The 15,611-nt window shown below is 70.1% G+C and carries 9 protein-coding genes; 1 reads left to right on the top strand and 8 read right to left on the bottom strand.

The genetic code is table 11. The annotated features are described in order from the left end of the window. Positions 1-266: 266 nt before the first annotated feature. The 7 genes from pulA to WBG06_RS15530 all read right to left on the bottom strand — a co-directional run bounded on the left by pulA (position 267) and on the right by WBG06_RS15530 (position 11,905). On the bottom strand, positions 267-5,546 hold the full coding sequence (gene pulA / locus WBG06_RS15560; protein WP_336737761.1) for a pullulanase-type alpha-1,6-glucosidase: 5,280 nt from the start codon (positions 5,544-5,546) through the stop codon (positions 267-269). Between the two features lie 75 nt (positions 5,547-5,621). Beyond that, positions 5,622-6,992, bottom strand: coding sequence for an alpha-amylase (locus WBG06_RS15555; RefSeq protein ID WP_336737759.1), 1,371 nt, complete (start codon positions 6,990-6,992; stop codon positions 5,622-5,624). A gap of 169 nt (positions 6,993-7,161) precedes the next feature. Beyond that, complete coding sequence (locus tag WBG06_RS15550) at positions 7,162-8,331, bottom strand: lipid-transfer protein (RefSeq protein WP_336737757.1); 1,170 nt, start codon at positions 8,329-8,331, stop codon at positions 7,162-7,164. 100 nt (positions 8,332-8,431) lie between these two features. After that, a complete protein-coding gene (locus WBG06_RS15545) occupies positions 8,432-8,815 on the bottom strand; it encodes a MaoC family dehydratase (protein ID WP_336737755.1) in 384 nt (127 codons plus the stop codon). Further along, on the bottom strand, positions 8,812-9,216 hold the full coding sequence (locus WBG06_RS15540; protein ID WP_336737753.1) for a Zn-ribbon domain-containing OB-fold protein: 405 nt from the start codon (positions 9,214-9,216) through the stop codon (positions 8,812-8,814). Before WBG06_RS15540 ends, WBG06_RS15545 begins: the two co-directional genes overlap by 4 nt. Further along, positions 9,213-9,734: an FAS1-like dehydratase domain-containing protein gene (locus WBG06_RS15535; protein WP_336737751.1), complete on the bottom strand. Its 522-nt coding sequence runs from the start codon at positions 9,732-9,734 to the stop codon at positions 9,213-9,215. Before WBG06_RS15535 ends, WBG06_RS15540 begins: the two co-directional genes overlap by 4 nt. Beyond that, positions 9,731-11,905: an acyl-CoA dehydrogenase gene (locus tag WBG06_RS15530; RefSeq protein WP_336737749.1), complete on the bottom strand. Its 2,175-nt coding sequence runs from the start codon at positions 11,903-11,905 to the stop codon at positions 9,731-9,733. The genes WBG06_RS15535 and WBG06_RS15530 overlap by 4 nt, the downstream gene beginning before the upstream one ends. A 232-nt stretch (positions 11,906-12,137) precedes the next feature. Between WBG06_RS15530 and WBG06_RS15525 the strand changes: the two genes are divergently transcribed. Further along, positions 12,138-13,361: an alpha/beta hydrolase gene (locus WBG06_RS15525; protein WP_336737748.1), complete on the top strand. Its 1,224-nt coding sequence runs from the start codon at positions 12,138-12,140 to the stop codon at positions 13,359-13,361. Between the two features lie 23 nt (positions 13,362-13,384). Here WBG06_RS15525 and WBG06_RS15520 read toward each other — a convergent pair whose 3' ends face one another. Beyond that, entirely contained in the window at positions 13,385-15,538 is a 2,154-nt protein-coding gene (locus tag WBG06_RS15520; protein ID WP_336737747.1) for an acyl-CoA dehydrogenase, read from the bottom strand. Positions 15,539-15,611: the final 73 nt, after the last annotated feature.

The following is a 15,611-nucleotide window of genomic DNA, read 5'->3' as shown; positions in this document are numbered from 1 at the left end:
GCATCGCCACTGCTTGGCTCGCCCGGCGCGTCCGCAGGCCCTCGGTCCCCACTCGACGCCTGTCGCCGAACTAGCCGAAAGGAATCCCCATGTTCGACTTCCGGAGCCCGGCCGGCCTGATGGTCGTCGCCGCCTTGGTCGTCATCGCGCTCGTGGTGATCGGCGCTGTCGCCGGCAACAGCCCCTCCTGATCTGACGCCGCGCTTCCCACCGAGGAGGCCGCCGGCCCCGGCTCGATGAGCCGGGGCCGCGTCCATTTCCGGCCCTCAGCGGGTGAAGACCGCCACCGTCCGGGCAGGGACCGCGAAGGTGCCGGAGCCCGCCTCGAACGACGACGACTTCACGACCTCGTCGGAGCCGCCGGCCTGGGTCGGGTGCAGGCGGTAGCCCGCCCCCGCGGCGTCCTTCACCGTCTGCCGCTGCATCGTCGTGGTCGCGTTGAAGACGACCACGAGGTCACCGAGGCGCATGGTGATGACGCCCGGCGTCTCCTCCTTCCCCGAGAGCGGGAACGACAGCTTCTCCTGGACCTGTGCCGCCGTGGCCAGCCGGAACGCCGGCTCGTCCGTACGGATCCTCAGCAGGTCCCGGTAGGCGGCTGAGGCGCCCTCGATGTCGGCGCAGCCGGGGACCGTCCCCGAGGCCAGCAGCGGCTTGGCGTAGGGCCACTTGTCCTGGTTGTCGGCGGCCGGGGGCAGCCCTCGCCCGAACCCGTTGCCGTCCTCGCAGTCCCACTGGATGGCGTTGAACCAGTCACCGGAGTCGTAGGAGTTGCGGTCCAGCGACTTCGAGCGCAGCAGGTCGGTTCCGGCCTGGGAGAGCGCCGGCCCCTGGGAGAGCGTGGCCGTCGCCATCGCGAGCACCTGCATCCGGGCACGGTCCGCACTGCTCGTCGAGGCGGGCAGCTTGAACGCGAGCGCGTCGAAGAGGGACTCGTTGTCGTGGGCGTCGGCGTAGGCCAGGGCGTCCCCGGGCGCGGCCGCATAGCCGGCCGGTGAGCCGTTGTAGTCGACCTCGGCCCCCGTGACCCGGCGCCCGTCGGTGTCGGTGAAGGAGTAGTCGGCGAGGTTGCCGGAGAGCCCGACCTTGATCAGGTCCTGGTAGTGCAGCAGCCGCGCCCGCTGCTCGACCTCGGTGCCGTTGGCCTTCGAGGAGTTCGGGTCGGTGTAGAGGCCGCTGGCGAAGCCCTGGACACCCGGGTCGGCGTCGAACGGTCCACCGCCGCGTACGGCGTCTCGGGCCCGGTCGCTGAAGGTCGCGATGCCGGTGCCGGCCATGTTCTTCTGGGTGGCCTGCACGAAGCGGGCGTCGTCGGCGATCTCACCGAAGTTCCAGCCCTCGCCGTAGAGGATGATGCTCTTCCCGTCGACGCCGTCCTTCGCCAGCGTGAGGGCGTCGAGCGCCTTGCGGACCTCGAGCATGTTGGCCTTGGGGTGGTGGCCCATGAGGTCGAAGCGGAACCCGTCGACCTTGTAGTCCTTGGCCCAGGTCACGATCGAGTCGACGACCAGCTTGCCCATCATCGCGTTCTCCGGCGCGGTGTTGGCGCAGCAGGTGGACGTGGCGACCGAGCCGTCGGCCAGCAGCCGCTGGTAGTAGCCGGGCACGATCCGGTCCAGCACGGACGTCTTCGCCTGGCCGCTGCTGGTGGTGTGGTTGTAGACCACGTCCATCACGACCCGCAGGCCGTCCTCGTTGAGCGCCTTCACCATCTGCCGGAACTCGACGGTCCGGTCGGTGCCGTCCGGATCGCTGGCGTAGGAGCCCTCCGGGACCGTGTAGTGGTAGGGGTCGTAGCCCCAGTTGTACGCGTCCTTCGCTGCCGCCGCGGCGACGCACTCCTGCTGCTTCTCGCTGTCGGCCGCATACGACTCGAGGTCGCAGTCGGGGGCGGTCTGATCGGACGTCCTCTCCGGGATGGTGGCGATGTCGAAGGCCGGCAGCAGGTGGACGTACGACGTGCCGGACTCGGCCAGGTCGCGCAGATGCTTCGACCCGTCGCTGTCCTTGTCGGCGAAGGCGAGGTAACGGCCGGGGTGGTCGCTGGTCTCGTCCTCGACGGAGAAGTCGCGGATGTGAAGCTCCTGGATCTGGGCGTCCTTCAGGGCGACGGCCTCGGGCTTCTTCAGCGTCGACCAGCCCTTCGGGGCGAGGGACCTGTCGCCGAGGTCGACGACGAGACTGCGCTCGGAGTCGGTCGTGAGCGCGACCGCATAGGGGTCGGTGACCTGGTTGGTGACGAGCTTCTGCACGCTCGGCGCCCACACCTTCACGGCGAAGCGGTACTCCTTGCCCCGCCACGCCCCTGCCGGACCGGTCACCGACCAGACACCGCTGGCGTCGTCGCGGCGCATCGGCACCGACTTCTTCGTGCCGAGCTCGAGCCGCACCTCCTGAGCGGTCGGCGCCCACACCGACAGCGTGACCTTGTTGCCCCGGAACACCGGGCCGAGCGACGCCTTCGTCGCCTTCCCGGCGTAGAGGTCGTCGAGGATCCCCTGCATCTGGACGCCGGTGCCGGTGACCAGGGCGCCGTTGCCGAGACGCTGGGTGAGCACGACCTGGCCGGTCAGTGCCTCACGGATCCGGTCGCGGTCGCGGGCGTCGACGGTGAAGGCGGCGTACTCATTCAGGTGCGGGAACCGCGTCTTCTGCTCGTCGCTCAGCGACGCGGGCTGCAGCCGCAGCCAGCGGCCCTCGCTGCTGAGCGCACCGTCCTTGACGGTGATGCCGCCGTCGCGGTCGTAGACCAGCTGCGTGGACAGCGCCGAGCCGCTCGCCTTCTCCTTCGGCAGCACGACGGTCGTCTCGTCGATCCACTGCGCGTGCGCCTTGGTCAGGTCGAGCTCGGGGGCCGAGCCGACCGACGGCAGCAGGTAGCCGGTGTCGCCGGAGCTGAGCCACACCTCGTGACCGTACGTGGTCAGGTCGAGCGAGCGGTCGTTCGGGATGTCCTTCTCGTCGCCCTTGTGGACGATGTAGTTGAGCGAGGTGGCGCCGTCGACGAGCGGCACCTCGAAGGTGACGCCGTAGGCGTCCTTGCCGGTGGGCTGCAGCGGCTTGGACCACTCGGTCGGGTTCGCGGCGCCGGTCCAGGTGTGCAGCCCCCAGCCGTCGTAGTCGCCGTCGGGGCGGTGGAAGTGGATCACGGCCTTCGAGGTGTCGGGCGCCGGGTAGACGCCCTCCGGCCTGGTGGTCTGCTGGCCGTCGCGGCCGGCCTCGACCCAGACCTCGCCGGTCTCGGCGAGCTCGATCGTCCGCTCGGCGCCGTCCGTGGAGCCGTCTTTCTCGATCGTGTACGTCATCGAGGACGCGCCGTCGGGGAGCTTGATCCAGGCGAAGGCGCCGTAGGCGTCGCGGCCGCTGAACTCGCCGCTCTGGTCGCCGGTCCGCAGCCTCCAGCCGGTGTAGTCGCCGTCGGTGCGCCGGTAGTGCACGACCGCGTAGTCCCGGTCGACGGCGCTGGGCGTCTCCGCCGCAGGGGCCCGGCCGGCCGTGGTCTCGGCGAGATCGCTCGCGGTGCGTCCGTCGCGGTCGACGACCACGGCCTTGTAGCGCAGAACGGTGCCTTCCGCGACGGTCGCGGGGACGTACTGGGTGATCTTGTAGGGGGCGTGGTCGACGGAGCCGAGGGTGCGCCACTTCCCGTTGCCGACCTGAGCCGCGAAGACGACGCGGGCGCCGTCGGTCTCCCCCGGGTCCGCGGAGAGCGTGACGGTGCCGGTGGCACCGGCCTCGGGAGCGGTCAGCGTCAGCGTGGGCTTCCCGCCGGCCTTCGGGAGCTCGGCCTCGGCGCGCAGCACGATCGAGGACAGCGCCGGGACGGTCACGGTGACCTTGCCGTCGGCAGCCGTCGCGCGGGCGTCGCCGCCGTAGATCGTCTCGAAGCCTGCCGACTCCACGGGCAGGCTGACGGTCTTCGGCTCGTTGGCGTTGTTGACCGCGACGACGTACTCGCGGTTGTCGCCGGTGCGGGAGAAGGCGTAGACGGAGTCGGCCGCGTAGAGCTCCTGTTGGATCCCGTCGGTCAGCGCGGGGTGCTCCATGCGGAGCTCGGCCAGCGCGGCGATCGCGGTGTAGAGCGGGTGGCTCGTGTCGTACGCGTCGGCAGCATGGGTGCGGTCGGTGCCGAGCTGGTCGTCGTCGAGGTAGTCGGCCGTGGTGGACGCGAAGAGCGTCTGGCGGGCATCCTTGTCGCCGCCGGCGCCGGTGAAGCCCTGCTCGTCGCCGTAGTAGACGACCGGGTTGCCGCGGGAGAGGAACATCAGCTCGTTGGCGAGCCGGGCCCGCTGGACGAGCTCGGCGTCGCTCGCCCCGGGATGGTCGCCCTTGATGAAGCTGCCGATCCGGCCCATGTCGTGGTTGCCGAGGAAGGTGACCTGGCCATAGGCGTTGGCCTTGTCGGAGGCGTACTTGTAGTCGTCGGCGAAGACTCCGGCGAGCCGGTCCGCCGGCGCTCCGAGCGAAGCGAAGGCACGGGCGGCGTCCTGGAACGGGAAGTCCAGGGTCGAGTCGAGGCGGCCTCGGGTGACGTACGGCGAGGTCACGTCGGTGTCGGCGGAGAAGACCTCGCCGAACATGAAGAAGTCCTCGCGACCTTGCTTGGCCGCGTAGGCGTCCAGGGCTGTCGCCCACTCGGTCCAGAAGTCCAGGTCGACGTGCTTGACGGTGTCGATCCGGAAGCCGTCGATGTCGAAGTCGCGGACCCACCGCTGGTAGATCTTCGTCATCCCCTCGACGACCTCGGGACGCTCGGTCCACAGGTCGTCCAGGCCACTGAAGTCCCCGTACGTGGTCGATTCGCCCTCCCAGGTGGAGTCGCCACGGTTGTGATAGAGCGTCGGGTCGTTGAGCCAGGACGGCACCATCTCGCCGGTGTTCTTCGGCGTGTAGGGGAACGAGTCCTCGTCGACCTTCCTGCTGTCGGACTCCGGCTCGGCGTCGTCGAAGGGACGGCCCGCGGCATCCAGGTAGGGGAAGGCGCCCTTGGGGCGGTAGCCGTACTTCTTCTCCGCGTAGTCCACGGTGTCGGCGGTGTGGTTGGTGATGACGTCGAAGAAGACCTTCATGCCCTTGGCATGGGCCTTGTCGATGAGGACCTCGAGGTCCTCGTTGGTCCCGAAGTGCGGGTCGACCTGGGTGAAGTCGGTGATCCAGTACCCGTGGTAGCCGGCCGAGGCGTTCGCGCCCTCACCCTGGACCGGCTTGTTCTTGAAGATCGGCGCCATCCAGATCGCGGTGGTGCCGAGGCCCTTGATGTAGTCCAGCCGGTCGGTCAGACCCTGGAGGTCACCGCCTTGGTAGAAGCCCTTGTCGGACGGGTCGAACCCGGTCGACATCCGCGAGCCGGTCAGGCCGCCCTTGTCGTTGGAGGCGTCGCCGTTGGCGAACCGGTCGGGCAGCACGAAGTAGAACTGCTCCTTCGTCGCGTCGTGACGGGCCGGCTCGGCGGCCAGCTTGGCGTCCGAGGGCGGCTTCGGGGAGGCGGCGGTCGCCGACCCCGCCATGGCCGGCAGCGCCGTGGCGAGCAGCACGGTCGCGAGCACTGTCGCTGCGATCCTGGGCGCGCCGTGTGCGCGGCTTCTTCGATTCACTGTGAGGGCCTCTCTGGATGTGCGGGATCAGCTGCAGGTCATCGCGCCGACATGGAGCGCGAGGGCCGTGTCGGCGCCGAGGGTGGCGGTGAACTGGCCGGAGCCGTTGACGGTGACGCTCCTGCCGCTCTGTACGTCGCAGTAGGTGCCGGCCGCCAGCGACGTCTGGAAGGTGCGGGTCAGCGTGAAGGACTCGTGGTTGATCGCGACGTACGCCTTGCTGCCTCGTCCGAAGGCGATGGCGTCATAGCCGTTGTCCCACCAGTCGGTGACGGCCTGGCCGCGGGCGGTGTTGCGGAAAGCGACCATCTTCTTGATCTCCGGCCAGGCGTGCTGACACTTCCAGCCGTCCTGCCAGCAGGCAGTCACCGCGCCGCCGTTGGGCGGGCCGGCATCCTTGTCGCTCCACTCGTAGCCGGAGTTGATGTCGGGCGAGCCGTAGGGCCACGCCAGCATGAACACGTTGGCCAAGGTGTAGCTGGCGCCGTCCTTGTAGTTGAGGGTGTCGCCGCCGCGCTCGGTGTCGTGGTTGTCGACGAAGACGCCCGAGCTGCCCGAGGACATGTAGCCCCAGCCCTCCCCGTAATTCTTCAGGTAGGCGAGGTTCTCGTTGTTGAAGACCCGCTTCAGGTCACGGGCGTAGCGGAACTCCTGGACGTCGCCGTTGCCGAGGTACTCACTCGGCGAGACGGCCTCCCCCGCGCCGAAGATCGCCTCCTGCTTCCAGTAGACGTCGGGGTTGCTCAGGCGCGACTTGATGTTGGCCAGGTCGGCGGCGGCCATGTGCTTGGCGGCGTCGATCCGGAACCCGTCGACGCCGAGCGAGAGCAGGTCGTTGAGGTAGCCGGCGATCCTGCCGCGTACGTAGTCCTCGCCGGTGTCGAGGTCGGCGAGACCGACCAGCTCGCACTCCTGGACGTTCGTGCGGTCCTGGTAGTTGCTGATCGTGGCCGTGCAGTTGTCCAGGTCGTAGCTCGAGTAGAGGCCGGGGTAGGCGTACTTGCTGTAGGACGACCCGCCGGTGCCGGTCCCGGAGCCCGCTGACAGGTGGTTGATGACGGCGTCGGCGACGACCTTCACGCCGGCGGCATGACAGGTGTCGACCATGTTCTTGAAGGCGGTGCGGTCGCCGAGGCGGCCCGCGATCTTATAGCTGACGGGCTGGTAGGACGTCCACCATTGTGGGCCCTGGACGTGCTCCTGCGGCGGAGACACCTGGACGTAGCCGTAGCCGGCGGGACCCAGGGTGCTGGTGCACTCCTTGGCCACCGAGGCGAAGCTCCACTCGAACATCACGGCGGTGACGTCCTTGTCCCCTGGCGGCGCTGCCTGTGCCGGGGTGGCCGGGACCGAGAGCGTGAGAGCCGCTCCCGCCGCTAGGGCAAGCACGACAGCCATGGACCTGATCATGGATCCTCCTACGCCGAGAGTGAATCTTGCTGCAAGATCTTGCAGACAGACCGTAGGGTGATCCCGATCACACGTCAAGGCTCACGTGCAGGCACAGCAAACAAGCAGCACAGTCGACAGGCTGTGCTGCAAATGCTTGCGCAAAATTTCAGCGCGGTCAGCCGGAGGTGAGGACCAATCCGCTGGTCGGCACGCCGGTGCCGGCGGTGACGAGGACGTTCGCCGCGCCGGCGACCTGGTTCACCGAGGTGCCGCGCACCTGGCGTACGCCTTCGGCGATGCCGTTCATGCCGTGCAGGTAGGCCTCGCCGACCTGACCGCCATGGGTGTTGATCGGCAACCGCCCGCCGAGCTCGATGGCCCCGTCGCGTACGAAGTCCTTCGCCTCTCCCCTGCCACAGAAGCCGAGCTCCTCGAGCTGCATGAGCACGTAAGGGGTGAAGTGGTCGTAGAGGACGGCGGTGTCGATGTCGGCCGGGGTGAGACCGGACTGGCGCCACAGGTCCTTGGCGACCACGCCCATCTCGGGGATGCCGATCTCGTCACGGTAGTAGGAGGTCATCACGTACTGGTCGGCGGCGCTGCCCTGGGCGGCCGCGGCGATGTGGACCGGCTGCTGGGCCAGGTCGCGGGCTCGCTCCGGGCTGGTGACCACGATCGCGACGGCGCCGTCGGACTCCTGACAGCAGTCGAGCAGGTGGAGCGGGTCGGCGATCATCCGGGAGGCCTGATGGTCCTCCAGCGTGATCGGCTTGCCGTAGAAGAACGCGGCCGGATTGGTCGCCGCGTGGCGACGGTCGGCGACGGCGACGGCACCGAAGTCTTCGCTGGTCACCCCGTAGTCGTGCATGTAGCGGCGCGCCTGCATCGCCACGGTGGCCGCGGGGGTGGATAGCCCGAGCGGGTAGGTCCAGGAGTTGTCGATGCCGTTGGTGTTGACCTGCTGGGCGGCCCAGGGCTGCACCTGCCCGAAGCGCTGACCCGAGCGCTCGTTGAAGCCGCGGTAGGCGACCACGACGTCCGCGACACCGGTGGCCACCGCCATCGCGGCCTGCTGGATCGTCGCGCAGGCCGCGCCGCCGCCGTAGTTGATCCGGGAGAAGAACCTCAGATCACCGAGGCCGAGCTCGCGGGCCAGGGCGATCTCGGAGCTGGTGTCCATGGTGAAAGTGGTCAGCCCGTCGACGTCTGCCGGCGTCAGGCCGGCGTCCGCGAGCGCGGCCCTGGTCGCCTCCACGCTCAGCTGGAGCTCGGAGCGCCCGGACTCCTTGGAGAACTCGGTGGCACCGATCCCGACGATCGAGGCACTGTTGCTGAGGGTCGTCATGCGTGCTCCAGAGGTCGCGGTCGAGGTAGTCCGGGAGCGAACCGCCTATTACCGGCGAGTATTTGGGCAGTTCGCTCCCGGACTACCCCGCCGTCGGCCATCATGCGGCGACCCTCACGGTTCCGGTCACGTGCGCTCCCAGGGACACCGCGCCGATGACCTGGATGGTGGCGACGCCGCCCGCCACCTCGGTGACCTCGCCGGAGAACGACAGCGTGTCGTAGGGGTAGGCCGGAGCGCCCAGCCGGATCGAGATGCCTGTGATCTGCACGTCCGTGCCCGCCCAGTCGGTGACGTAGCGCTCGCACAGCGCCGTCGAGGTCAGGATGTTCATGAAGATGTCCTTCGAGCCGGCCGCCTGGGCCCGGTCGCGGTCGTGGTGCACGTCCTGGAAGTCCCGCGTCGCGAGCGCGGTCGAGACCACCAGCGTCGGGGTGATCGGGAGCTCCCACGTCGGGATCTTCTCCCCGGTCTGAAACTTCATGGCCGCCTCCAGATCGGGAGCGTCAGCTCCTCGTCAATCGGGTTCCAGTCGACGACCAGTCGTTCGCCGATCTGCAGGGCGTCCTCGCCCTCGGGTGGCACGCCGGTCACCTCGGCCACCATGCGTACGCCCTCGGGCAGGTCCAGCAGCGCCACGACCAGCGGGAGCTCCTTGCCGGGCAGCTTCGGCGCGTGGATCACGGTGAACGAGTAGACCGTGCCCTCACCCCGGGCGACGGCATGACCGCGGTCGTACGCGTCGCAGCTCAGGCATGCCGGACCCGGCGGGTGCCGCAGGGCACCGCAGGCGTTGCAGCTCTGGATCCGCAGCTCCTGCTTGGCGGTGCCTTCGAAGAAGTACGCGTTGTCCCGGCCGATCACCGGGCGGACGGGGCCGCTCATGCCTGCCCCTTGGGGATGAACTTGAGGACGCGGAACAGCATGGTCGCGACCCGCTCCTCGCCGACATACCAGGTGCTTCTCGACGTCACGAAGTAGCCGACACCCATGCCGGTGCTCTTCGGCCCGACGACGGAGTCGAGCGCGGTGGTGACGCGGACCTGCTCGCCGACCCGGAGGTAGCGGTCGTAGCTCTGCTCGGAGTTGGTGCCGAGGACGCCGTGGAAGCCGGCATCGGTGAGCACGTTCATCATCGCGTGCAGCGGGTCGCGGTCGGGATGACGGCCGCCCTGGCCGTACATCGTCCACACCTGGGCCATCGACGGCGGCGCCTCGCCCTGATGGAAGCGCTCGGACTCCAGCCCCATCGCCTCGAGCCAGTTGTTGATCGTGGGCTGGTTGACCAGGTCGCGGGCGTCGCGCTCGGCTGCCTCGCCCCAGGCCTTGATCTCCTCGGCGGCGGCCATGATCTTCTCGTGGACGGCCTCGTCCACCAGCGTCTGCTTCTCCTGCCCGCTCATCGCGGCACCCTCGGCATTCCCAGCCCGAACATCGCGATCAGCTCGCGCTGGACCTCCTGGACGCCGCCACCGAAGGTGAGGACCAGGTTCCGCTTCGCCTGGGCGTCGAGATAGTCGATCAGGCTCTTCGTCGCCGGGTCTCCGGGATCGCCGTGGCGGTGGACCAGTGTGATCAGGTCGGCGAGCAGGTGCTGGACCTGGTCGGCGGCGAAGACCTTGGACGAGGACGCGTCGGCGACCTCGATCTCGCCGGCTTCGGCGGCCTGGGCGACCGACCAGTTGAGCAGCTCGTTGACCCGGAAGACCGCCGTGGTCTGACCCATCAGCGCGCGTACGTCGGGACTGTCGGCGACGCCCTGGGCGGTGGCCCAGCGCAGCACCCGGTCGCGCAGACCCTCGATCCGCCCGGCGGGCCCGAGCATGACGCGCTCGTGGTTGAGCTGGGTCGTGATCAGCTTCCAGCCCTGGTTCTCCTCCCCCACCAGCATGTCGGCGGGGACCCGGACGTCGTTGAAGTACGTCGCGTTGACGTGGTGGGAGCCGTCGGCGGTGATGATCGGGGTCCAGGAGAAGCCCGGGTCGGTGGTGTCGACGATCAGGATCGAGATGCCCTTGTGCTTGGGAGCGTCCGGATCGGTGCGCACGGCGAGCCAGATGTAGTCGGCGGCGTGACCGCCGGTGGTCCACAGCTTCTGGCCGTTGACGACGTAGTGGTCGCCATCGCGCCGTGCCGTCGTACGGAGCGAGGCCAGGTCGGTGCCGGCCTCGGGCTCGGAGTAGCCGATCGCGAAGTGCACCTCGCCGGCCAGGATCCGGTTGAGGAACATCTCCTTCTGCTTGTCCGTGCCGTAGCGGATCAGGGTCGGGCCGACCGTCTGCAGGGTCACCGCCGGCAGGTGCACGTCGGCGTACTGAGCCTCGTTCGCGAAGATCGTCTGCTCGACCTCGCCGAGGCCGTGGCCCCCGTACTCCTTCGGCCAGCCGACGCCCATCCAGCCGTCGTCGCCGAGCTGCTTGATGAGCTTCTGGTAGGTCGGGCCGTGTCGGTCCCAGGAGCCCTCGGGGCCCGGGTCGCCCGGTTCGCCGTCATGGGAGAGACCTGCGAAGTAGCGTCTCACCTCGACCTTCAACGAGCGCTGTGCCTCGGTGAGCTCGTGGTTCTTGGCCTCGGCGGTCTCGACCGGGACCCGCTCGGCCGGGGTGTCGAGCAGGTGGGCGATGTCGGTGCCCCAGGTGGTGAACCCGAGCAGCGGGTAGGTGACGTCCACGCCCATGCCGCCGTGGAGGTGGTGGCAGGTGCGGAAGGCGGACGGTGCGACCTGGCTGGCCCAGTAGGCGGCCACCGCCAGATCGTCGGCGGCCGGGCGCCGGTGCGCGATCGCATCCACGACGTTGTCGGCGGCGAGGTCGAGCGTGCGGGAGGCGACGTAGACGTCGGCCATCTGCAGCGCTACCGCCTGGAACTCGGCCAGCGCGCGTCCGAACTGCCGCCGCCCGGAGACGTACGCCGCGGTCAGGTCGCGCGCTCCGGCCAGCACCCCGGCGCAGGTCACCGCCAGGCCGGCAGTGGCGAGCCCGGTCAGAGCCTCGTAGGCGCCCTCGTCGAGCACCTCGGCCGGGACGTTCTCGAGGACGAGGGTGTGCTGCGGGACGGAGCCGGACGTGCTCGCCGGGAGCAGGGTCACCCCGTCGGCGGACGCGTCGACGAGCACCACGACCGGGCGGTCACCGGCTGTCGCGGTGACGAGGAGGAACGAGGCTTCCTCGGCATAGGTCACCGCGGTCTTGCGCCCGGAGACCACGCCGTCCCGGAAGCTGGTCGTCGGGGTGCCGGGCCGGCCACGCTCGAGCCAGGCCGGGGTGAGCACCGTCTGACCGGAGGCGACGCCGGGGAGGATCGTGCGCTGCTGCTCGGCGGTGCCGTGGCCGGCCAGGGTCAGCGCGCCGACCGCCAGGGTCTCCCACACCGGCACGCGCACCGCCTGACGCCCGCTCTCGCGCAGCAGCACCGCGATCTCGCCGAGCCCGAAGCCCTCACCGCCGTGCGTCTCCGGCACCGGCAGCGCGGTCAGCCCGGCGTTCGCCCATGCCGACCAGTCGCCGCGGTCGGAGTCGCGGGCGAGCACCTCGGCCACCACACTGCGTACCGCATCGAGTGTCTCGTCTCCCATGGACAGAACTGTAACGTGTTCTAGTTTCTGTGTCAGCAACGTGCCCTCGGCGACCGGCTAGTGGTGTGTCGCGGAAGTTCCTGAACGTTTGGCGTCGTCAGGGTGTGTGCATGGCAAGGCGGCGTCGCGAAGTCATACCGGCGTCTTCCGAGCGGCGCCAACGCAGCCAGGTGCGTGCCATGGCGGCGCGAAGCGCCCAGGAAATTCTGGGACGCGCCACTAGCCTCGCCTCATGGCCCGACTCCCCCGTGCTCACACACTCCGCCAGGCCGCCCTCGCCGCGCTCGCCGCCAACGCCCTGTGGCCACCCGTCGACCGGACCGGGCCGCGCGGCGCGATCGGGTCCTTCGCCGCCGGCTGGCTCGCCGGCGACCTGGCTCCGCAGCTGCTGGCGCTCGGCGTCGCAGACACCGCCGTCTCGGCCGCCAGGCGCAAGGTCTCGCCGCTGGGTCTGACGCTCGCGGGCGCTGCCGCGGCCGGGTTCGCACTCAATGCCTACCGTGCGGGCTCCGCTCGCGGCATCCTCGAGGAGGCGCTCACCGAGACCCTGGGAGCGCCCCCGGGCGAACGGACGCCCCTCGACCTGGCCCAGCTCGCCCGGCCGTTCCGGATGAAGAACCCGGCCGTCGAGGTGATCCGTGACATCGCCTACGCCGACAGCGACAGCAGCCGGGCCAGGCTCGACATCTACCGCCCGGCCGGCGTCGAGGTCAGCACGGCGCCGGTGCTCTTCCACGTGCACGGGGGCGCCTGGACCCTGGGCTCCAAGGAGCAGCAGGGACAGCTGCTGATGAACCGGATGGCCGCCGCCAACGGCTGGGTCTGCGTGACGATCAACTACCGGCTCGCGCCCAAGCACCGCTGGCCGGCGCAGATCGTCGACGTGAAACGCGCCCTGGCGTGGGTGCACGAGCACATCGCCGACTATGGCGGCGACCCTGACTACGTAGTCGCCACCGGCGGCTCGGCGGGCGGTCACCTCGCCGCGCTCGCCGCCCTCACGCCCGGTTTCGCGCCGTTCCAGCCCGGATTCGAGGACGCGGACACACGCGTCGCCGCCTGCGTACCGTTCTACGGCGTCTACGACGTGGCCGGCGAGGACGGGGACCGCTACACCGCCCGGGTGCGCGACGGTCTGTGGACCCACAAGATCATGCCCGAGGGCGCCACCATCGAGGACTTCCGCCAGGCCTCACCGATCAACCACGTCACCGCGGACGCCCCCGACTTCTTCGTGCTCCACGGAGCGCTGGACACGCTGGTCTCCAAGCGCCAGGCCCTCTCCTTCGTCGCGCGGCTGCGCGAGGTGTCCCGGTCGACGGTGACGTACGTCGAGATGCCGGGCGCCCAGCACGCCTTCGACGTCTTCGGCGGCATCCGCGCCCACCACGCCGTGGCGGCCGTCGAGCGCTGGCTGCTGTGGCACCGCGAACGTTCCAGCGCCCGACTCGGCTGACCGCGGTTCAGCGGCTCAGCGGCTCAGCGCGGGAGGCCGAGCAGATGCTCGGCCGCCACGTTGCGGAGCACCTGGGTCGTGCCGCCGGCGATGGAGAGGCACCGGGTCAGCTGGGACTGGTGCAGATCCTCGCGCACCTGCGGGTCGTCGGTGAGGGCGAGCGGGCCGAGGAGGTCGACGACGAGCTCGGAGGCATCCTGCCGGTTGCGCACCGTCAGCAGCTTGGCCACCGATGACTCCGCGCCCGGCCCTTGGCCGGCGAGCGCCTTGAGCGTGGAGCGGACACCGAGCAGCGCACAGACCGTGGAGAGCGCGACCGCGTGCCCGACCCGGGCCAGATCGGCTTCGCCCCGTCCCGCCGCCAGCGCCACCGCGCGCTCGACGCTGCCACCGAGGTTGGTCGAGGCCATCGCCACCCGCTCGTTGGCGAGCGTCGTACGAGCCAGGCGCCAGCCGCCGTCGACATCGCCGACGACGAGCTCGTCGGGCACGAAGACGCCGTCGAGGAAGACCTCGTTGAACAGCGCGTCCCCGGTCAGCTCGCGCAGCGGCCGGACGTCGATCCCCGCACTGCGCATGTCCACCAGGAAGTAGGTGATGCCGTGCTGTTTGGCGCCCTGGCGCTTGGCCTCCTCCAGGGCGGTGGTGCGCGCCAGGCAGATCCCCCAGTCGGCGTCGGCGGCGAGGGAGGTCCACACCTTCTGGCCGGTCAGCCTCCAGCCGCCCTCGACCCGCTCGGCACGGGTGGCCAGCGAGGCCAGGTCGGAGCCGGCGCCGGGCTCGCTGAAGAGCTGGCACCAGACGATCTCGCCGCGCAGCGAGGCGTCGACGAACCGCTCCCGCTGAGCGTCGGTGCCGTGCTTCAGGATCGTCGGCACCGCCCACCCGGCGATCTTGATGTCCGGGCGCTGCACCCCCGCTGCGGCGAGCTCCTCGTCGATCACGAGCTGTTCGACCGGTCCGGATCCGAGGCCGTACGGGGCGGGCCAGTGCGGCGCGAGATAGGCCGCGTCGACGAGCGCATCCCGGCGCTCAGCCTCTGGGCGTGCGGCGATCGCCGCGACCGTCTCGCGCACCCGCGGACGGATCGCGTCGTCCTTGCCCTCGAGGTCGACCCGCACCGCGCGGCGGACCCCGGCTGCGGCGTACCCGGCCAGGGTGACCGCGTGGGCGTCGCCGCCACCGAGGAGGCTGCGCAGGGCGACCGCTCGGCGCAGGTAGAGGTGGGCATCGTGCTCGAAGGTGAATCCGATCCCGCCGAGGACCTGGATGCAGTCCTGGGCCACCCGGACCGCTCCGTCGAGCGCGGTGACACCTGCGACCTCGGCCGCGAAGGCCCACTGACCGGCCTCTCCCCCGGACAGCGCGGTCTCGGCCGAGGCGGCCGCATCCCAGGCAGTCGCGGCCACCGCCTCGGTCGTCTCGAGCATCTGCGCGCACAGGTGCTTGATCGCCTGGAACGACCCGATCGGCGCGCCGAACTGCTCGCGCACCTTCGCGTACTCCACTGCTGTCGACAGGCACCACTGCGCGATCCCGGAGGCCTCCGCGGCCGCGAGCGTGAGGGCCGTACGCCGCACCGACTCGCCCCGCAGTTCGGGGACCTCGACCGCCTCGGCGGCCTCGATGTCCACCCGCACCTCGGCGACCCGTCGCGTCAGGTCGGGCCCGACCTGGGGACGTACCTCGACCTGTTCCGCGGTCAGGAAGAACCAACGTTCCTCCCCGGTGGCGCCGCGGGCACCGAGCAGGAGCCACGCCGCTCCGCCACCGTCGTAGGCGAGCACGGTGCCCTCCAGACGCGCTCCGAGCTCGAGGGCGGGTTCGAGCGCGATCCCGCAGCCTCCGGCGCTGACGGCACCGACGATGTCGTCGAGCCCGGCGGCACCCGCGAGGTGGGCAGCCACCGCGCTCCCGAGAAGCGGGCCCGGAAGCAGCTCATGGGCGCAGGACTCGAGAGCGACGGCCGCATCCAGCAGCGTGCCGCCGCCACCGTGCGGCTCGGGCGCTGCGATGCCGGCGACTCCGTACTCGTCGACGCCTCGCCACACCTCGCTGAAGTCCGCGGCAGCCGTGCCCTCGGCGGCACGGGCGAGCGCGATGCCGCCGAGCCCCTTCGCCCAGTCGCGCAGACTCTCGCTGAGGGCGCGATGTTCCTCGGTGATGCCGATCGGCACAGGGACCTCCTACTATTTCCAGAGCCTTCGTCCGGAATAGAGACTGATGTAGAACGTGTTACAAGTCTAGACT

Source organism: Nocardioides sp. CCNWLW239, from assembly GCF_037137035.1.
In the GTDB taxonomy this organism is placed as follows: domain Bacteria; phylum Actinomycetota; class Actinomycetes; order Propionibacteriales; family Nocardioidaceae; genus Nocardioides.
Note: the sequence above shows the minus strand (reverse complement) of the source record. Positions and strands in the feature narration are given on the sequence as shown.